General features: G+C 66.3%; 20 protein-coding genes. 15 read left to right on the forward strand and 5 right to left on the reverse strand.

Annotation, left to right across the window (positions count from 1 at the left end; translation table 11 throughout):
- Nucleotides 1-9: 9 nt before the first annotated feature.
- Nucleotides 10-732: an SDR family oxidoreductase gene (locus BG023_RS08340; protein ID WP_069310038.1), complete on the forward strand. Its 723-nt coding sequence runs from the start codon at nt 10-12 to the stop codon at nt 730-732.
- On the opposite strand, the gene BG023_RS08345 is transcribed toward BG023_RS08340, so the two are convergent.
- Nucleotides 729-1832, reverse strand: coding sequence for an NAD(P)/FAD-dependent oxidoreductase (locus tag BG023_RS08345; RefSeq protein WP_069311217.1), 1104 nt, complete (start codon nt 1830-1832; stop codon nt 729-731). The two genes, BG023_RS08340 and BG023_RS08345, sit on opposite strands and share 4 nt — an antisense overlap.
- A 98-nt stretch (nt 1833-1930) precedes the next feature.
- Here BG023_RS08345 and BG023_RS08350 point away from each other — a divergent pair, with 98 nt between their 5' ends.
- The 10 genes from BG023_RS08350 to BG023_RS08395 all read left to right on the forward strand — a co-directional run bounded on the left by BG023_RS08350 (nt 1931) and on the right by BG023_RS08395 (nt 12047).
- Nucleotides 1931-3463 (forward strand): acyl-CoA carboxylase subunit beta, encoded by a 1533-nt coding sequence (locus BG023_RS08350; protein ID WP_069310039.1) that lies wholly within the window; start codon nt 1931-1933, stop codon nt 3461-3463.
- A gap of 34 nt (nt 3464-3497) precedes the next feature.
- Entirely contained in the window at nt 3498-3731 is a 234-nt protein-coding gene (locus tag BG023_RS08355; protein WP_069310040.1) for a hypothetical protein, read from the forward strand.
- Nucleotides 3728-4180, forward strand: a complete 453-nt coding sequence (gene mce / locus BG023_RS08360; RefSeq protein WP_069310041.1) for a methylmalonyl-CoA epimerase — start codon at nt 3728-3730, stop codon at nt 4178-4180. The genes BG023_RS08355 and mce overlap by 4 nt, the downstream gene beginning before the upstream one ends.
- A gap of 112 nt (nt 4181-4292) precedes the next feature.
- Nucleotides 4293-5078, forward strand: coding sequence for an enoyl-CoA hydratase-related protein (locus BG023_RS08365; RefSeq protein WP_069310042.1), 786 nt, complete (start codon nt 4293-4295; stop codon nt 5076-5078).
- A 106-nt stretch (nt 5079-5184) separates the two neighbouring features.
- Nucleotides 5185-7434 carry a methylmalonyl-CoA mutase gene (gene scpA / locus BG023_RS08370; RefSeq protein WP_069310043.1) on the forward strand — a complete coding sequence of 750 codons (2250 nt, stop codon included), beginning with the start codon at nt 5185-5187 and terminating at the stop codon, nt 7432-7434.
- Nucleotides 7431-8285 carry an alpha/beta hydrolase gene (locus BG023_RS08375; protein ID WP_233992960.1) on the forward strand — a complete coding sequence of 285 codons (855 nt, stop codon included), beginning with the start codon at nt 7431-7433 and terminating at the stop codon, nt 8283-8285. Before scpA ends, BG023_RS08375 begins: the two co-directional genes overlap by 4 nt.
- Nucleotides 8282-8725, forward strand: coding sequence for a hypothetical protein (locus BG023_RS08380; RefSeq protein WP_069310045.1), 444 nt, complete (start codon nt 8282-8284; stop codon nt 8723-8725). Before BG023_RS08375 ends, BG023_RS08380 begins: the two co-directional genes overlap by 4 nt.
- Before the next feature lie 178 nt (nt 8726-8903).
- Nucleotides 8904-9371, forward strand: coding sequence for a hypothetical protein (locus BG023_RS08385; RefSeq protein ID WP_150122833.1), 468 nt, complete (start codon nt 8904-8906; stop codon nt 9369-9371).
- 88 nt (nt 9372-9459) lie between these two features.
- Nucleotides 9460-11514 (forward strand): acetyl-CoA carboxylase biotin carboxylase subunit, encoded by a 2055-nt coding sequence (locus tag BG023_RS08390; RefSeq protein WP_069310047.1) that lies wholly within the window; start codon nt 9460-9462, stop codon nt 11512-11514.
- Nucleotides 11515-11765: 251 nt separating this feature from the next.
- Complete coding sequence (locus tag BG023_RS08395; protein WP_069310048.1) at nt 11766-12047, forward strand: hypothetical protein; 282 nt, start codon at nt 11766-11768, stop codon at nt 12045-12047.
- A 7-nt stretch (nt 12048-12054) separates the two neighbouring features.
- On the opposite strand, the gene BG023_RS08400 is transcribed toward BG023_RS08395, so the two are convergent.
- From BG023_RS08400 to BG023_RS08415, 4 genes are read right to left on the reverse strand one after another with little or no spacing between them, the layout of a single operon-like run.
- Nucleotides 12055-12513 (reverse strand): GNAT family N-acetyltransferase, encoded by a 459-nt coding sequence (locus tag BG023_RS08400; RefSeq protein WP_069310049.1) that lies wholly within the window; start codon nt 12511-12513, stop codon nt 12055-12057.
- A gap of 2 nt (nt 12514-12515) precedes the next feature.
- Nucleotides 12516-13286 (reverse strand): cyclase family protein, encoded by a 771-nt coding sequence (locus BG023_RS08405; protein WP_069310050.1) that lies wholly within the window; start codon nt 13284-13286, stop codon nt 12516-12518.
- Nucleotides 13283-14401 carry a 3-dehydroquinate synthase gene (gene aroB, locus BG023_RS08410; RefSeq protein ID WP_069310051.1) on the reverse strand — a complete coding sequence of 373 codons (1119 nt, stop codon included), beginning with the start codon at nt 14399-14401 and terminating at the stop codon, nt 13283-13285. The genes BG023_RS08405 and aroB overlap by 4 nt, the downstream gene beginning before the upstream one ends.
- Nucleotides 14392-14958, reverse strand: coding sequence for a shikimate kinase (locus tag BG023_RS08415; protein ID WP_069310052.1), 567 nt, complete (start codon nt 14956-14958; stop codon nt 14392-14394). The genes aroB and BG023_RS08415 overlap by 10 nt, the downstream gene beginning before the upstream one ends.
- A gap of 38 nt (nt 14959-14996) precedes the next feature.
- Between BG023_RS08415 and BG023_RS08420 the strand changes: the two genes are divergently transcribed.
- From BG023_RS08420 to BG023_RS08435, 4 genes are read left to right on the forward strand one after another with little or no spacing between them, the layout of a single operon-like run.
- On the forward strand, nt 14997-15191 hold the full coding sequence (locus BG023_RS08420) for a hypothetical protein (protein ID WP_069310053.1): 195 nt from the start codon (nt 14997-14999) through the stop codon (nt 15189-15191).
- Nucleotides 15188-17098 carry a hypothetical protein gene (locus BG023_RS08425; protein ID WP_083234620.1) on the forward strand — a complete coding sequence of 637 codons (1911 nt, stop codon included), beginning with the start codon at nt 15188-15190 and terminating at the stop codon, nt 17096-17098. The genes BG023_RS08420 and BG023_RS08425 overlap by 4 nt, the downstream gene beginning before the upstream one ends.
- Complete coding sequence (locus tag BG023_RS08430) at nt 17098-17997, forward strand: tyrosine recombinase (RefSeq protein ID WP_069310054.1); 900 nt, start codon at nt 17098-17100, stop codon at nt 17995-17997. Before BG023_RS08425 ends, BG023_RS08430 begins: the two co-directional genes overlap by 1 nt.
- Before the next feature lie 9 nt (nt 17998-18006).
- Nucleotides 18007-18951, forward strand: coding sequence for an acetyl-CoA carboxylase carboxyltransferase subunit alpha (locus tag BG023_RS08435; RefSeq protein WP_069310055.1), 945 nt, complete (start codon nt 18007-18009; stop codon nt 18949-18951).
- Nucleotides 18952-19024 lie beyond the last annotated feature (73 nt).

Genomic DNA, 19024 nt, shown 5'->3' on the forward strand with positions numbered 1-19024 from the left:
GGCAATTTGATGGACGTTAACGGAAAGACAGTGCTGCTGACCGGCGGCAGCGCCGGCATCGGACGCGAGATTGCGCGCCAGCTCAAGGCCAAGGGCGCGAAGGTCGTCCTCACAGGCCGCGATCCTGCGCGCCTCGAAGCCATGGGGGCCGAGGGTTTCGAGACGATGGCCGCCGACCTGTCGAGCGCGGCGGGTGTCGATGCACTGGTTGCGGCGGTGGGGGACCGCCAGATCGATATCCTCATCAACAATGCCGGGCTCGGCGTGCCGCATGATGTGCGCAATCTTGCGCCCGATCCTGATGCGGCGGACGGGTGCCTCTATGCCAACCTCTCCGCACCGATCCGGCTGATCACCGCGCTGCTGCCGCGCCTGCGCGCGCGGCCTCGGGCCGCGATCGTCAATGTCACCAGCGGCCTCGCGATTGCGCCCAACACCGCAAGCTCGGTCTATTGCGCCAGCAAGGCGGGCCTCAGGAGCTACACCATGGCGCTGCGCGCGCAGCTGGCGGGCGAGCCAATCCTTGTGGTCGAGGCGCTGCCTCCGGTGGTCGACACCCAGATGACCGCCGACCGCGCGACGAGCAAGATGCCGCCGGAAGAGTGCGCGCGTCAGATCATCGCCGCGATCGAAGGCGACCGGCCCGAAGCCAATGTCGGCATGGTGAAGCTGCTGCGCGCGGTCTATTCGCTCTCGCCCGCGCTGGCCCGCAGCGTAATGCGGCGGTTCTAGGCACCGAGCCGGGCGGGGGCGAAAGTCTCGAAGCTGAGACCCGCCGCCGCGCAGTCCTCGGGGAAGGGCAGGCCGAGCGCCGCCGCTGCTGCGATACGCGAGAGGGCAGGGGCGGTCTGGAACCCCGCGCCGCCTTGCCCCGCACACCACACGAACCCCTTTGCGCCTGCCGCGTGGCCGATCACCGGCAGTTCGTCAGGCGCAAAGCTTCTCAGGCCCGCCCAGCTATGGCTGATCCGGCGGATCGCGAGGCTGGTCGCCTGCTCGACCCGATCGGCCGCGATGGCAATATCGAGCTCCTCGGGCGCAGCATCGCAGGGGTCGGTCGGGGTCTGGTCCATCGAAGAGGCGAGCAATTGCCCGCGGCCTTCGGGCAGCAGGTAGAAGCCTTCGCCGATGGTCTTGGTGAAGGGCCACGCGCGCACATCCTCGCCCTCTGGCGCGGCGAAGGAGATCACCGTGCGGCGGCGCGGTTCGATGCCGATGGGGGCGACGCCGGCCAGCTGCGCGAGTTCGTCCGCCCAGGCACCGGCGGCGTTGACGAGGATTGGGGCGGTGTAGCTTTCCCCGCCCGCTTCGACCCGCCAGCCCGCGCCGTCACGCGCCACCGCGCTGACTCGCGCGCCCGTCACCAGTCGCCCGCCCGCAGCCCGCAGGCTCGCCACATGGGCTTGCAGCATCGCATCGGTATCGAGCTTGAGCGATCCGTGATCGACCAGCGCCGCCGCGCAGGCCTCGAGCTTGAGGATCGGCAGGATCGCCCGCGCCTCGTCCGCCCCGATCCGCGTGTAGTCGCAGCCATATTGCCGGTGCACCGCCTCCAGCGCATCGAGTTCGGCGATCTCGCCTGCCTCGGCGATATGCAGCGCGGGGTGGATCGCGCCATGCGCGGCCAGCTCCGCCATGCTCAGCGCGGTAAGGTCACGCACCGGCGGGTTGCCGAGGCCGTAGTGGGCAAAGGCGACCGAGCGGCCCGAGGAATGGTAACCGCAAGCGCTCTCGGCCTCGAGCACCACCACCTGCGCGTGGGCCGCCAGCCGCGCTGCCACGGATAGCCCCGCGATCCCGCCGCCCACCACCAGCACATCTGCCGCCTGCATCACCATCCTCGTTACTACCGCCACTTTTGCCACGTTGACGCTTGGGCGTGCCTAAGGCAACGCGTTGCAGCAAGAGACCTGACGAGAGAGGATGACCCTTGTCCGCCAATATCGCCGAAATGGAACGCCGCCGCCAAGCTGCCCGCATGGGCGGCGGAGCCAAGCGCATCGAAGCCCAGCACGCCAAGGGCAAGCTGACCGCGCGCGAACGCCTTGACGTGCTGCTCGACGAAGGCAGCTTCGAAGAGCTTGATACCTATGTCGAGCATGACTGCGTCGATTTCGGGATGGAGAGCCAGAAGATCCCGGGTGACGGCGTGGTGACCGGCAGCGGCACGATCAACGGCCGGCTGGTCTATGTCTTCAGCCAGGACTTCACCGTATTCGGCGGCTCGCTGTCCAAGCGCCATGCCGAGAAGATCTGCAAGGTGATGGACACCGCGATGAAGGTCGGTGCGCCGGTCATCGGCCTGAACGATTCGGGCGGCGCGCGCATTCAGGAGGGCGTCGCGAGCCTCGGCGGCTATGCCGAGGTGTTCCAGCGCAACGTGCTGGCATCGGGCGTGGTGCCGCAGATCAGCCTCATCATGGGGCCGTGCGCGGGCGGGGCGGTCTACAGCCCTGCGATGACCGACTTCATCTTCATGGTGAAGGATTCAAGCTACATGTTCGTCACCGGCCCCGAGGTGGTGAAGACCGTCACCAACGAGGTCGTGACGCAGGAAGAGCTGGGCGGGGCGATTACCCACACGACCAAGACTTCCGTGGCCGATCTCGCCTACGAGAACGATGTGGAAGCCCTGCTGGCCACCCGCCGCTTCTTCGACTTCCTGCCGCTGTCCAATCGCGACGAAGCCCCTGTGCTCCCCACCGGCGATGCGTGGGACCGGATCGACAACAGCCTCGACACGCTGATCCCCGACAACGCCAACCAGCCCTATGACATGCATGAGGTGATCGCCAAGGTGCTGGACGAGGGCGATTTCTTCGAAATCCAGCCCGCCCACGCTGCCAACATCATCTGCGGTTTTGGCCGCATCGAAGGCCGCACCGTGGGCGTGGTGGCGAACCAGCCGATGGTGCTCGCGGGCGTGCTCGACATCAATTCCTCGAAGAAAGCCGCGCGCTTCGTGCGCTTCTGCGATGCCTTCGAGATTCCGATTGTAACCTTCGTCGACGTTCCCGGCTTCCTCCCCGGCACCGCGCAGGAGCTGGGCGGGATCATCAAGCACGGCGCGAAGCTGCTCTTCGCCTATGCCGAGGCGACCGTGCCCAAGATCACCGTCATCACCCGCAAGGCCTATGGCGGGGCATATGACGTGATGGCCTCCAAGCACTTGCGCGGCGATTTGAACTACGCCTGGCCCACCGCGGAAATCGCGGTGATGGGCGCAAAGGGCGCGGTGGAGATCATCTTCCGTCAGGAAAAGAACGACCCCGCCAAGATCGCCGAGCGCACCAAGGAATACGAAGACCGCTTCGCCAACCCCTTCGTGGCAGCGCAGCGCGGATATATCGACGAGGTGATCTACCCGCACTCGACGCGGCGGCGGATTGCGCTGGGGCTACGCAAGCTGCGGACGAAGAGCTTGGAGAACCCGTGGAAGAAGCATGACAATATTCCGCTCTAACTTCGTTGACACAACGAGGCTGACTTATGCCTTCGTGTCGTCGAGCGAGCCGGATACGATCGGCGTAGAAGTCGCACTGGACGGCAACGTGCTGCTCGATGTGTCGATGGACGAAGATGGCAAGATCACGGTTTTGTTCGACGAAGACGGGCATCAAGCTGAGTTCGAGTTGAACGAGCTGCGCGCCGTTTTGACGAAGTGCGAAACTGAATTGAACGACTGGCGAAATCGCCTGACCGCACCCGGTGAAATGTGGAGCAAAACATGAAACTCGGCCGCTTGAACCACATCGGGGTCGCCACGCCCTCCATCGCTGATGCGATCGTCTATTGGCGCGACGTCATGGGCGCGACCAAGATCCACACGCCCTTCGATCTTGAGGAGCAGGGCGTGAAGGTCTGCTTCGTCGACACCCCCGGTGCGGAGGGGGCGATGAACGGCACGCAGATCGAGCTGATCGAGCCGCTGGGGGAAAACTCCACGCTCGCGGGCTTCCTCGCCAAGAACCCCTTGGGCGGGCAGCATCACCTGTGCTTCGAAGTGCCCGATATCGCCGAAGCCCGCGCCGAGTTCGAGAGCCTCGGCAAGCGCATCCTCGGCCCAACGCGCATCGGCGCGCACGGCACCCCTATCTTTTTCGTCCATCCCAAGGACATGGGCGGCATGCTTACCGAGATCATGGAGACGCCCAAAGAGGGCACGCATTGGTCGAATTGAGAACAACCGCCTCCCCGGACTTGATCCGGGGCCCCGCTTCTTCCTTAGCCAAGCAGAAGAAAGCGGGGCCCCGGCTCGGGGGCCGGGGTGACGGAAACGAGAGGTTGAACAAATGTCCTACGAAACCATCCGCGTCGAACGTGACGGCCCGCTGCTCACCATCACCTTGAACCGGCCCGAGCGGCTCAACGCCATGCCGCCGCAGATGGCGGACGAGCTGGGGCAGGCGTTCTACGACCTCGGCGATGCGCGCGCGGTGCTGATTACGGGTGAGGGCAAGGGCTTCTGCTCGGGCGCGGACCTTTCGGCGCGCGGCTCCGGCTCGGCGCTGGGCGGCAAGGGCGGTAGCCACGAGGCGCTGATCAATCACTATAACCCCGCGATCAGCCAGCTGATCCGCGCGAATGTCCCGGTGATCTGCGCGGTCAATGGCCCGGCGGCGGGTGTGGGATGCAGCCTTGCGCTGGCGGCGGACTTCACCATCGCCGCCAAGAGCGCCTATTTCCTCCAGGCCTTCGTCAATATCGGCCTCGTGCCCGATGGCGGATCGACCTGGCTGCTCGCGCGCGCCATCGGCCGCGCGCGCGCCACGCGGATGATGATGCTGGGCGAGAAGATCAGCGGCACGCAGGCCGAGGAATGGGGCCTCGTCTACAAGTGCGTCGATGATGCCGACCTGATGACCGAAGCGCGCGCTTTGGCCGAGAAGCTCGCGAACGGCCCGACCATCGCCTACGCCCAGATGAAGCGCAACATTGCGCTCGCGATGGACAACAACCTCCAGATGGTGCTGCTCGCCGAGGCGGAAGCGCAGCGTGTGGCCGGCGGCACCAAGGACGCGATGGAGGGCGGCATGGCCTTCCTCCAGAAGCGGAAAGCCGAATTCAAGGGGCACTAAACGCTCCCATCTCCGTTCGTATCGAGCGGAGCGCAAAGCGCGCAGTCGAGATGCCCCTCCCGCGGTGTCTCGACTTCGCTCGACACGAACGGTTAGAGGCCGAGACATGACCAACAAACCCACCCTCGAAGACTGGAACGCCCTCGCCGCCAAGGAGGTGAAGGGCCGCGACCTGACCTGGCACACGCCCGAAGGCTTCGACATCAAGCCGCTCTACACGGCGGAAGATCACGCGGGCTTCGATCCGGGCCTGCCGGGCTTTGCGCCTTTCACGCGCGGGGTGAAGGCTTCGATGTATGCGGGGCGTCCGTGGACGATCCGGCAATATGCGGGCTTCTCGACCGCCGAGGAGAGCAACGCCTTCTACCGCCGCAATCTGGCGATGGGGCAGAAGGGGCTTTCGGTCGCTTTCGACCTCGCCACCCACCGCGGCTATGACAGCGATCACCCGCGCGTCGTCGGCGATGTCGGCAAGGCGGGCGTGGCGATCGACACGGTCGCGGACATGGAAATCCTGTTCGACCAGATTCCGCTCGATAGCATGAGCGTGTCGATGACGATGAACGGCGCGGTGATCCCGGTGCTGGCCTTCTTCATCGTCGCCGCCGAACGTCAGGGCGTGTCGCAGGACAAGCTCGACGGGACCATCCAGAACGACATCCTCAAGGAGTTCATGGTCCGCAACACCTATATCTACCCGCCCGAGCCTTCGATGCGGATCATCTCCGACATCATCGCATATACCTCGGCCAACATGCCGAAGTTCAACAGCATTTCGATTTCCGGCTACCACATGCACGAGGCCGGAGCGACGGCGGTGCAGGAACTCGCCTTCACCATCGCCGATGGCAAGGAATATGCCCAGCGCGCCATGGCGGCGGGGCTCGACATCGATGCTTTCGCAGGCCGCCTGTCGTTCTTCTTCGGCATTGGCATGAACTTCTTCATGGAGATCGCCAAGCTGCGCGCCGCGCGCACGCTGTGGCACCGCGTGATGGACGGGCTGGGGGCGAAGGACGAACGCTCCAAGATGCTGCGGACCCACTGCCAGACCAGCGGCGTCTCGCTGCAAGAGCAGGACCCCTACAACAACGTCATCCGCACCACGGTTGAGGCGATGGCTGCGGTGCTGGGCGGCACCCAGTCGCTCCACACCAACGCACTCGATGAAGCGATTGCGCTTCCCACCGATTTCAGCGCCCGTATCGCGCGCAACACGCAGCTGGTGCTGCAAGAGGAAAGCGGGATCACCTCTGTGGTCGATCCGCTCGGTGGCTCGCATTATATCGAGGCACTGACCAAGACGCTGGTGGACGAGGCGTGGAAGCTGATCGAGGAAGTCGACGCGGCAGGCGGGATGACCGCCTTCGTCGCCACCGGCGCGCCCAAGGCCGCGATCGAGCGTGCGGCGGCGGAAAAGCAGACCAAGGTCGACAAGGGCGAAACCGTCATCGTCGGCGTCAACAAGTACCGCAAGGAACAGGAAGACGCGCTCGAAACGCTCGAGGTCGATAACCAGAAGGTGCGCGCCGGGCAGATCGCCCGCATCGAAAAGGTGCGCGCGGGCCGCGACGAGGCCAAGTGCCGTGCGGCGTTGGCAGCGCTGACTGAAGCGGCGCGGGCCAACCCGATGACCCACCGCGAGGCCATCGTCACCGGGCGCGACGAACGCGGCATCCCGCTGCCTCCGTCGAAGATCGCCGAGCTGGAAAAGCTCGCCGATGTGAACCTGCTGGCCAAGGCGATCGAATGTGCGCGCGCCGATGCGACGCTGGGCGAGATTTCCGCCGCGATGGAGGAGGTCTTCGGCCGCCACGATGCCACGCCTGCGCCGGTCAAGGGCGTCTATGCCAGCGCCTATGAATTCGACCGCCGCTGGGCGCAGGTGGTGGACGGGGTCGAATCCGTCGGCCGCCGTCTAGGCCGCAAGCCCCGCATCATGGTCGCCAAGATGGGCCAGGACGGCCACGACCGCGGCGCGAATGTGATCGCGAGCGCCTTCAACGACATGGGCTTCGAGGTGATCTCCGGGCCGCTGTTCCAGACGCCCTCAGAAGCGTGCGCGATGGCGCTGGCGCATGATGTCGACGTCGTCGGCGCATCCTCCCTCGCGGCAGGCCACAAGACCCTGATCCCCGAACTGATCCGCTTGCTGCGCGAAGCCGGTCGCGGCGACATCAAGGTCACCGCCGGCGGCGTGATCCCGCCGCAGGACTACGACTTCCTGCGCGAGGCAGGGGTGCAGGGCATCTACGGCCCCGGCTCCAACGTGGTGGAATGCGCGGCGGATATCCTCGTGCTGCTCGGCCACAACATGCCGCCGCTGGGTGCGGGGCTGGACGAGGCGGCGGAGTGAGCCGCGCCGGTCTTGCCTTTGCCTGTCTGGCGATGGCGCTGACCGGCCCCGTCTCGGCGCAATCGCCCGCACCCCAGCCGCTGACCATCGGCGAGACCGTCACCCTCGAAGCCCTTGGACAGAGCCGCGCGGTCAACATCGTGCTTCCGCCCGACTACGCCAATGACCCCGACAAGCGCTGGCCGGTGGTCTACCAGCTCGATGGCGCTCTCGGCCAAGACCTGATGATGGGCGCTGGCCTGATGCGCTGGGGCGCGCTTTGGGGGCGCAGTGCGGATGCGATTGTCGTCGGGATCGAAACGAAGGACCGCCAGCGCGAACTGCTTCCGCCGACCGGCGATGCGGCGGAGCAAAAGCGCTATCCCACCGCAGGCGAAAGCACAGCCTTCCGCGCGTGGCTGGCCGGGACGGTCAAGCCGATGGTCGAGGCCCGCTACCGCACCGATGGCCGCGCGTTCCTTGTGGGTGAGAGCGCGGCGGGGTATTTCGTGGTCGAAACCTGGGCCGAGATGCCGCGTCTCTTCACCGGCTACGCCGCGATTTCGCCCAGCCTTCAATGGGATTTCGAGGCTCTGAGCCGCCGCGCCTTTGGCGAGGGTCAACGTCCGCCGCTCTACCTCAGCCTCGCCGACGAGGGCGGGGCGACCGAAACGGGCATGATGCGCCTACTCGGGGCGCTGTCGCCGAGCCAGCCCTATTGCTTCTCCGACCGCCGCACCGAACTGCACCACGCCACCGCCCTCCACGGCCTGCTGCCCGAAGCGCTGCAATATCTCCTGCCCACCAAGGCGGATTGGCTAGAGGAATACGGCATGGTGCTGCGCTGCGAACAGCGGGGCGGGGCGCGGTGAAGGGTCTCGCCGCGTTGCTGTTGGTGACGGCCATCGCAGCGCCATCCTCCGCCATCGCATGCAGTGTTTCTCCTTCGCCCGAAATCCGCGCCGAGCAATTCAAGAACGACGCCCGCAACCGCCGGGTCAAGGGGCACTTCGTCGTCACCGAAACGCTGATCGCGCCAAGCGAGTATGGTGGGCGGGGGATTATCCGCGGCCGGATCGAAACCGGGCGCGGCACGCACTGGGACGTATGGGTCGACTACGACCAATTCATGATCGACTGCGTCTACTTCTTTGCGCCGACGATCGATGCGACCGGCACATTCTGGATCGCCCGGACCAAGGTCGATGGGCGTTACGAGATACGGCTGTGGGAAGGCGAATACACCGCCGAAGCACTGGCACGCTACCGGCGCGAACAGGAACAGGCCGACACACCGACCCCAGCGCCGTAAGCCTGGGTTTTTCCCAAGTCGAACCGCTCTGGCGTCTCACCCCGACCAATAAGGCCAAGCTGGACAAGGCAGCGCCGAGTCTCGTTAGCGGGGCCATGCCTTACCTCCGCCACTTTTGACGATTAGGTCACCGCCCACGGGTCGCATTTCCGCAATGAATCAATGGGGGGAATGCAACATGAAAATCACTGCAATGGGTAAAGCGCTGGCGGCTGCCGGGGCTCTTGGTCTGGGTGTGGTTCTCGCACCGGTCGCAGCGCAGGCGCAAGATAGCGCCGCTGCGAAGCCGGCCGAAGAGGTGACGTGGGCGCGGGTCGTGATGACGCGCTTCCATGTCGGCAAGCGTGACCGTGGTATCGAGATCATCAAGGACTACTTTGCTAAGGCCGATGCCATGGCAGGCACGGGTTCGGGCATCCACGGGATCCACCTCGACACCGGCGCATGGGACATGATCTACGTCTTCCCGATGAAGGGCGGGCCGGGCGAGATGGCCGAGCGCAATTCGCCCGAAGGCGCCAAGTGGATGGAGCAGATGGTCAAGCTCGCCGGCAGCAAGGAAGCCGCCGAAAAGATCATCGCCGAGTTCGATACGCTGGTGGCCCAGCAGATCACCGAAGTCGGCCACGCGCACAGCGACCATTGATGCGCACAGCCACAAATCTGTCAGGTTGATACATGGCTCCGGGGGCGGCATAGGCGGGTAAGGCCTGTAATGCCCTCGGAGGTTCAGCTTGTTCTCGAAAATCCTGATTGCCAACCGCGGCGAGATCGCCTGCCGGGTCATCACAACGGCCCGCAAGATGGGGATCAAGACTGTCGCGGTCTATTCCGATGCCGATGCCCGCGCGCCCTTCGTCGCGATGGCTGACGAGTCGGTGCATATTGGCCCCTCGCCTGCGGCCGAGAGCTACCTGATCGCCGACAAGATCATCGCCGCCTGCAAGCAGACCGGGGCAGAGGCCGTGCACCCGGGCTACGGTTTCCTCTCAGAGCGCACGAGCTTCGCCGAGGCGCTGGCGAAGGAAGGCATCGCTTTCATCGGCCCGCCGGTCGGTGCGATTGCCGCGATGGGCGACAAGATCGAATCCAAGAAGCTCGCCAAGGAAGCGGGCGTCAACGTGGTCCCCGGCTTTGTTGGCGAGATCGAGGATACCGAACACGCGGTGCGCATCTCGAACGAGATCGGCTACCCGGTGATGATGAAGGCCAGCGCCGGCGGCGGGGGCAAGGGGATGCGCCTTGCCTACAACGAGGCCGACGTGCGCGAGGGCTTTGAAAGCGTGAAGCGCGAAGGCCTCAACAGCTTTGGCGATGACCGCGTCTTCATCGAGAAGTTCATCCTCAACCCGCGCCACATCGAAATCCAGATCCTCGGCGACCAGCACGGCAACATCCTGTACCTCAACGAGCGTGAATGCTCGATCCAGCGCCGCCACCAGAAGGTGGTCGAGGAAGCGCCGTCGCCCTTCGTCACGCCCAAGATGAGGAAGGCGATGGGCGAGCAATGCGTCGCTCTGGCGCGCGCAGTGGGGTATTACTCGGCGGGCACGGTCGAGCTGATCGTCAGCGGCGCAGACCCGACGGGGGAGAGCTTCTACTTCCTCGAAATGAACACCCGGCTTCAGGTCGAACACCCCGTCACCGAAGCGATCACCGGCATCGACCTCGTCGAGCAGATGATCCGCGTGGCGGCGGGCGAGAAGCTTGCGATGACGCAGGACGATATCGGGATCGACGGCTGGGCGATCGAAAACCGCGTTTACGCCGAAGACCCCTATCGCGGCTTCCTGCCATCGACCGGGCGGCTGGTGCATTATGCCCCGCCGATCTCCGGCTGGAGCGAGGACGAAACCGTTGCCGGCAAGGCGCGCCGCGGTGTCGCGCATGGCGCAGGCTCGGTGCGGGTCGATGACGGGGTCTACGAAGGCGGCGAAGTCTCGCGCTTCTACGACCCGATGATCGCCAAGCTGATCACCTGGGCCCCGACCCGCGACGCGGCGGCGGACTTGCAGATCGAGGCGCTCGACAAGTTCCGGATCAAGGGGCTTGGCCACAACGTCGATTTCCTCAGCGCAATCATGCAGCACCCGCGCTTCCGTTCGGGCGAGCTGACCACCGGCTTTATCGCCGAGGAGTATCCCGAAGGCTTCCACGGCGCGGCGACCTCGGACGAGGTGAAGCGCATTCTCGCGGCTGTCTGCGCGGGCAACGAGTTCTCGCTCCAGTCGCGCGCGCGGCGGATCACCGGGCAGCTCGATGAACCGCAGCCGGTGACAAGCGAATGGCTGGTGAAGATCGGCGACGAACGTTTCGAAGTGACGCTGGGCGAAGGCCACGCGCTGGTCAACGGCGTGCGGGTCGAAGGCACCTGCAACTGGCTCCCGGGCATGGTGCAGGCCGAAGCGACGGGCAAGATCGGCGACGGGCCGGAGCACCGCCTCGGCCTGATCGTCGAGCGGGTTGGCAACCAGTGGAAGGTCACCACGCACGGCGCAGCGCACACCGCGCTGGCGCTGCCGCTGCGGCTTGCACGGCACGAATCGCTGATGCTCGAAAAGATCCCGCCCGATCTCTCGCGCTTCCTGATTTGCCCGATGCCGGGGATGCTGGTGAAGCTGCACGTTGCCGAGGGTGAGACCGTGCAGCCGGGCCAGCCGCTCGCCACCGTCGAGGCGATGAAGATGGAGAACATCCTGCGCGCCGAAAAGGAAGGCGTGATCGCCAAGATCAACGCGGCCGAGGGCGAGAGCCTTGCCGTTGATGCGGTGATTCTCGAACTCGAATAGTGGCCTATGCCAGCATGGAATTGTGTTGACCGCAGTCTGCGGTCACACATCCATGCGTCAACTCGGAATGTTGCTACGGGTCAGGGCAAGGATATTGCCAAACCAGTTGTAATTTTGCGGCAATCTGGCGCTTTCCGGCACGATGTGCATCTTCCTACTATCCTACGCCCCCCAAGGTAGGAGACACTTGCCATGCCGAGTCGCGGTATCCTCCGCGCTCGCCGATTGAATCTCAGTGGGAGGATTTGATCATGGCACATACCGGAACCGGGTTCTTCGACCGGAAGGGCAATTTCTTCAAAACCGCGCGCGAGGCGACGGTGAGCGATATCGCCGGGCTGCTGGGCCAGATCGGCGAGGGCGAAAGCCTCGCTCCGGGCATCGCCTATATGCTGATGGAGCGCCGCGCCGATATCGAGCGCCTTTTCGCCGAGCATGACGCGATGCTGGCCGAAGAGGCCGCGCAAAAGGCCGCGCGTGAAGCTGAAACCCCCGACAACGTCGCCAAACTGCCGGGCCGTCCGGCGGCCTGAGCGCGCGCTAATCCAGCCTCAGATGGAGGCACTGGTTGAAGTCGGTCAGCACGTAGTCGGCAAACGCCTCGCCATTCACGAACCCGCGCCGCCGGTAGAGCGCCAGCACCGGTTCGAACGCGGGACCACTCCCCGTCTCGAGGCTCAGCACTGACAGGCCCTGTGCTTGCGCATCAGCAATAATCGTCTCCAGCAAGGCTGCTGCCAGCCCGCGCCGCAGGAAATCGGGATGGGTGCGCATCGACTTCACTTCGCCGCGCGCGGCATCGAGCCGCTTGAGAGCGCCGATCGCGGCTACCTGCCCGTCGATCTCCACCGCCCATACCTTCACCCCGTCTGCCTGCAAGCCGCTGAGATCGAGCGCAAAGCTCAGCCCCGGCGGTGATCCTGCGATCATCGCGCGCTGGTGGAAGGCGACGAGATCCCGAACGCGGGGGTCGGCGAGATCGGCGAGGGCGATGCGCACGCCTATTCGTCCACCATCGCCACCGCGCGGATCCAGCCGGCGCTGGCGCGCTCGATCTTCACGGGAAAGCAGCTCACCATGAAGCCGTGCGGCGGCAGGCTGTCGAGGTTCGCCAGCTTTTCGATCTGGTAATAGGGCCGGATGCGCCCGGCCTTGTGGCCTTCCCAGATGATCGCAGGATCGCGGGTTTCGGCCCAGCGCTTGGCGGTGTGGCTGAAGGGCGCGTCCCAACTCCAGGCATCGGTGCCGACGACCTCGACGCCGCGTTCGGTGAGCCATAAGGTCGCCTCCGCGCCGAGGCCCACGCCCTGATCGGTGAAATTGTCGGTGCCATATACCGCGCCGGACTGCACCAGCACGATATCGAGCGGCTGGAGGGTATGGCCGATCCGCGTCAGCTCCGCCTCGACTTCGGCGGCGCTCACCACATGGCCGTGGGGGAGGTGCGAGAAGTCGAGCTTCACGCCCGGACGGAAGAAGCGATCAAGCGGCGCTTCGTCGATACTCGGGGCGGGGCTTGCGCCGCTATCCGTGGTCGAATGGAAGTGCCACGGCGCATCCATGTGGGTGCCGTTGTGGGTCGATAGCTCGACGAATTCGACCGCCCAGCCTTCGCCATCGGGCAGGTCTTCGCGGGTCAGACCGGGGAAAAACATCGCGATTTGCTCCCACGTGCTCTCGTGGGTCATGTAGGTGACCTTGGGCCGCATCACCTCGGGATCGGAGATCACGGCGTTGGTGATCGGGATCGAGAGGTCGACGAAGCGGGTCATGCGGCCAGTTCTCCATCAAGGAAGGCGGCGATATCGGTCAGATCGACATCGCGCGCGACGTAAGCCTCGCCCAGTCGCCGCAGCAGCAGGAAGGGCAGGGTGGTGCCTTCGGCCTTCTTGTCATGGCGCATGTGATCGACGAGCGCCGCGCCGACGCAGGTCAGGCCGAGTGCGGCGAGGCTGGCGGGTAGGCCTGCCGCGGCAATCGCTGTCTCGGCCCGATCCGCATCGGCGGCTGAAATCTCGCCCCGGTGTGCCGAATATTTTGCGGCCAGCACCATGCCCATCGCCACCGCCTCGCCGTGCAGCAGGCGGTCGGAAAAGCCGGTCTCGGCCTCGAGCGCATGGCCGAAGGTGTGCCCGAGGTTCAGCAGCGCGCGGCGATCTTCGGTCTCCCGCTCGTCCTCGGCGACAATTCTGGCCTTCATGGCGATGCTCGTAGCGATGGCGTGTTCGAGCGCGGCCGGATCGCGCGCCAGCACCTTTTCGACGTTCGCTTCGAGCCACGCGAAGAACGCCGCGTCGCCGAGTAGGCCATATTTCAGCACCTCGGCAAAACCTGCGCGCATTTCGCGGGGGGGCAGGGTGGCGAGCACCATCGGGTCGATCAGCACCAGCGAGGGCTGGTGGAACGCGCCGATCAGGTTCTTGCCTGCCCGAGTGTTGATCGCAGTCTTCCCGCCGACCGAGCTGTCGACCTGTGCGAGCAGCGTGGTGGGCAATTGTACGAAACCACAGCCGCGCTTGGTCACCGCGCAGGCAAAGCCGACCAGATCGCCAACCACCCCGCCGCCTAGCGCAAAGACATGGTCCTTGCGGGTCACGCCTTGTGCCAGCAACCAGTCCGTCAGCTGTTCGAGCACGGCCCAGCTCTTGGCATCCTCGCCTGGCTCGACCACGAACCATTCGGCTGCAAAGCCGGCTGCGGCGAGGTGCGCGTTGACACGCTCGCCAAACAGCCGGTGGGTGTTGGCATCGGCCACAAAGGGCACCGCGCGGCCGCCCGCATAGGGTTTGAAGAAAGGCGCGGCCGCCTCGGTCAGGCGGGCCAGCAGGCCTTCCTCGATCACCACCTCATAGGCGCGCCCGGCCAGCGCGACGGGAATTACAGCCATTGGTCAATCGCCTCGAGTATCGCGCGCGCGGTGTCGGCATGGGGGCCATTCACGCTCGTCACGCGGATGGGGGCTTCGGCATAGAAGGGCGCGCGCTCGGCCGCCAGCCGGGTGAGGATTTCCTTGGGGTCGCCGTTCTGGAGGAGGGGCCGCGTGTTGCGCCGCGCGGTGCGTTCGACCAGCGTGTCGACATCGCAATCGATCCACACCGCAATGGCGCGTTCGAGGATGAGCGCGCGGGTCGACGGATCGACAAAGGCCCCGCCGCCGGTGGCGATCACGCCGTGGCGTTCCTCGATCAGGCGGGCGATCACGCGCCGCTCGCCATCGCGGAAATGCGCCTCGCCAAAGGTCGCGAAGATTTCTGGGATTGAACGCTGGGCGGCCTCGACGATGGCCTCGTCGGCATCGACGAAATCGCGCCGCAGCATCGCCGCCAGCTTGCGCCCGACAGTGGACTTGCCCACGCCCATCAGCCCCACCAGCACCACGGGCTGCGTGATGCGCGCGGCGATCGCGGCAGGATCGTGTTCGGGCAGAGGCGTTGTGGCGGACATTGCCGCATGGCCTATAGATGGGCTAGGGCACGCGCAATATGGCAAACCCTTCGCGTCCGCTTGCTCCGCTTCAGGCCTCGTCCGGTGCCCGCTCCGCGCTCCCGCTGCGTCGGCGCTGGCTGATCGCGGGCGCGGTGCTGGTGGTGCTGCTCGTACTCGCGTGGTTCGAGGGCGGTGAGCGCGATCTGCGCCCCATCGAAGAGCCGGTGGCGCTGCCGGGAGCGATTCGATGAACGCGCCACGCGGACGGAGCCGCTGGGCGGCGGCGAGCGTGCTGGCGTTGGGTCTGGCCGGCGCGCTGGGCGGTGCCGGTCTCGCCGGATTCGCCGCCGCGCAGCAGAAGCCCGAATCGATCCTGCCGCCGGGGTTCGATGATCCCGCCCCGCTGCCGCGCCCTGCGCCCGCGCCGTCATCCGCGCCCGCCCGCCCCGCATCGCCGGGAGCGCCTGCGATTGCGCCGGGGATGCCTGTGCCGCCGCTCGACCCGGCGAACGCGCCCGCTCTTCCATCGCTCACCCGCGATGAACTGGCCCGGCTGCCGAGCCTCGAAGAGCTCGAGAGCATGTCGACCGAGGAGCTCGACGCGCTGCTCGGCCTCAAGCCCAAGTCGGATATTCCCGCCGGAGCGCAGCGCGCACTGACCCGCGTCGGGGTGCTGGCGGCGGACGAGGGCGGGTTGCCGCCCGTCGGGCTGCTGGCCCAGCCCGCATCGCTGGTGCGCGCGACGCTCGCGGGGTCCAAGGGCCCGCTGGTGTCGCGCTGGGGCCATATCCTGCTGCGCCGCGCGCTGGCGAGCCGCCTTGCCGCGCCGCTCGGCATGGACCCGATCGAATTCACCGCGCTGCGCGCCCGCGTGCTCAACCGCATGGGCGAATATGCGCTGGCCCGCGCCCTCGTGCAGGACGTCGACAGCGCCAAGTGGTCGCCTGGCCTCACCGGCGAGGCGCTGACCGCTTATCTTGCGACCGGCGATGTCACAGGCGCGTGCCCGGTGGTGCGCCTCCAGGGTTCGTCGCGCGAGGATGGGCAGTGGCAGCTGCTCCAGGCGATCTGCAATGCCTATGCGGGCGAGAGCGCGCTGGCCGCCTCGCAGCTTGACCGGGCGCTTTATCGCGGGATCGCGCCGCGCATCGATGTGTTGCTGGCGCGCCGGTTCGCCGGGGCGGCGGGACGCGGGCAGCGCGCAGTCGAGATCGAATGGGACGGGGTCGATGATCTCAACCCGTGGCGGTTTGCGCTGGCCACTTCGCTGGGCGAGCCGGTGCCCGACAACATCCTTGATGGCGCTCTGACCGCGCGGGGCGGGGCCTATTATGCCCGATCGGCCTCGCTGCTGCCGATGCTGCCCGCCACCCAGCGGGTGCGCTTTGCCGGACGCGCCGCGCGCGAGGGCATTCTGTCCGCCGATGCGATGGTCGATCTGTACAGCGAGGCCTATGCCGACCCGGCGGCGAGCGGCGAGGTGACCGATCACGCCCGCGCGCTGCGCGATGCCTATATTGCCGAAGACCCCGCCGCCCGCATCGCCGCGATGCAGACGCTGTGGGCTGCGGGCGGATCGCTGGGCGGAGGCGATGGCTATGGCGCGCGGGTGCTGACCGCCTATGCCGCCGCGCGCATTCCCGCCGATCCTGCTCATGCCGACCGCGCGGGCGATCTCATCACCGCAATGCTCGCCGCGGGTCTCGACCGCGATGCGCTTGCCTGGCGCAACGTGATCGAGGACGGATCGCTCGCCTGGGCTTTGATCGTGCTCTCCGCGCCGCGCAGCAATGGTGTGGCGACCGGTGCGGTCGAAACCTTCATCGACGACGATACCAGCGCCGGATCGCGCAAATCGGCGTTCCTTGTCGCAGGGCTGGCGGGGCTCGGGCGGCTCGATGCCGATGATGCCAGCGCCTTTGCCGATGATCTCGGCATCGATCTCGCACGCCAGACCCGCTGGAGCCGTGCCATTTCGCGCGCGGCCGAACTTGGCAATCCGACCCTCGTGGCGCTGCTCGCAGGGCTCGGGATGCAGGGCGCGAGCTGGGAGCAGATGACCCCGCGCCATCTCTATCACATCGTGTCGGCATTGAACCGCGCGGGGCTTTCAGCCGAAGCCCGGATGATCGCCGCCGAGGCGGTGGCGCGCGGGTAATGTCTGCCAGCACCGAGGCGTTCCTCGCAATGCTGGCAGCAGAGCGCGGCGCGGCGCGCAACACGCTCGCCGCCTACCGCCGCGATCTTGCGCAGGCCGAGGAAGCGATCGGCGACCTCGCCATTGTCGACCGCGATGCAGTCGCCAGCCTCGCGGGAGAATGGGCAGGCCTTGCGCCCGCCAGTGTCGCGCGCAAGGCTTCGGTGCTGCGGCAGTTCTTCGGCTTTGCGATCGACGAGGGCTGGCGGCGCGATGATCCCTCCGGCGCGCTGCCGACCTTACGCACCCGCCGCCCGCTGCCCAAGGTGCTGGGCCATGACCAGATCGCCGCGCTCTTCGCCCGCGCCGAGGAGGAGGCGGCAGGCGATGATCCGCGCGCAGTGCGCCTGCTGGCGCTGATCGAACTGCTCTACGGATCGGGCCTGCGCGCGAGCGAGCTGGTCGAATTGCCGCTGGTGGCGGTGCCGCGCGATGCGCCGTTCCTGACCATTACCGGCAAGGGCGGGACGACCCGGCTGGTGCCGGTGGGTGCGCGCGCGCTGGCGGCTCTGGCGCGCTGGCTGGCGCTGCGGCCTGCCTTGCCGGCTTCGCGCTATCTGTTCCCTTCGGGCACCAAGGGTACGGGGGGGCAGCATCTCACCCGCGTCCGGCTGTTCCAGTTGCTCAAGGCGTTGGCGGGGCGCGCCGGAATCGATCCGGCGCAGATCAGCCCGCACGTGCTGCGCCACGCCTTTGCCACTCACCTGCTCGAGGGCGGGGCAGACCTGCGCGTGCTGCAAACGCTGCTTGGCCACGCCGATATCGCCACCACCCAGATCTACACCCATGTGGATAGCGCGCGGCTGGTTGCCCTCGTCAATTCCTGCCACCCGCTTGCCACGCGGGCCACATCGGACTAGCGCGGAGCCATGATTTCCTACCTCGATTTCGAGAAGCCGGTTGCCCAGCTTGAAGAACGCATCGCGCAATTGCGCAGCGTGAACGCGCTGCATGATGTCGATGTCCAGAGCGAGATCGGCCGGCTTGAAGCCAAGAGCGGCGAACTGCTCGCCAGCACCTATGCCTCGCTTACGCCTTGGCAGAAGACGCAGGTCGCGCGGCATCCGCAGCGGCCCCATTTCCGCGATTTTCTCGCCCATGCTTTCAGCGACTTCGTGCCGCTGGGCGGGGACCGGCTTTATGCCGATGACCTCGCGATCATGGGCGGCTTTGCGCGGCTTTGCGGGCGCCGGGTGATGCTAATCGGCCATGAAAAGGGCCACGATACGCAAAGTCGCATCCGCCACAATTTCGGCATGGGCAAGCCCGAAGGCTATCGCAAGGCGATCCGCCTGATGGAACTGGCGGGCCGATTCGGTCTGCCGGTGGTGACGCTGGTGGATACCTCGGGCGCGTTTCCGGGGATCGAGGCGGAAGAACGCGGGCAGGCCGAAGCCATCGCCCGTTCGACCGAAGCCTGTCTGGCCCTGCCGGTGCCGATGGTCGCGGTGATCGTGGGCGAGGGCGGATCGGGCGGCGCGGTGGCGCTCGCCTCGGCCAACCGGGTGCTGATGATGGAACACGCGGTCTATTCGGTGATCTCGCCCGAAGGTTGCGCCTCGATTCTGTGGCGCACGTCGGAGAAGGCGGCTGATGCCGCGCAGGCGATGAAGATCACCGCGCAGCACCTGAAGCGCGACAATGTGATCGACCGGATCGTCAAGGAACCGCTCGGCGGGGCGCATCGCGATCCGAAAGGCGCGGCGCAGATGCTTGGGCAGGCGCTTGCCGAGGAGCTCGATTTGCTGGCGGGCCAAAGCGGGGCGGCACTGATCGCCGCACGCGAGCAACGCTTCCTCGCCATCGGCGGTTAATCTTTCATTTGCCAAGGCTTTGCCGCAGTCGGCTTTCCCGATAGTGTGGGAAGCGAAACGATTGCGGGAGAAA

Source organism: Porphyrobacter sp. LM 6 (assembly GCF_001720465.1).
GTDB lineage: Bacteria > Pseudomonadota > Alphaproteobacteria > Sphingomonadales > Sphingomonadaceae > Erythrobacter.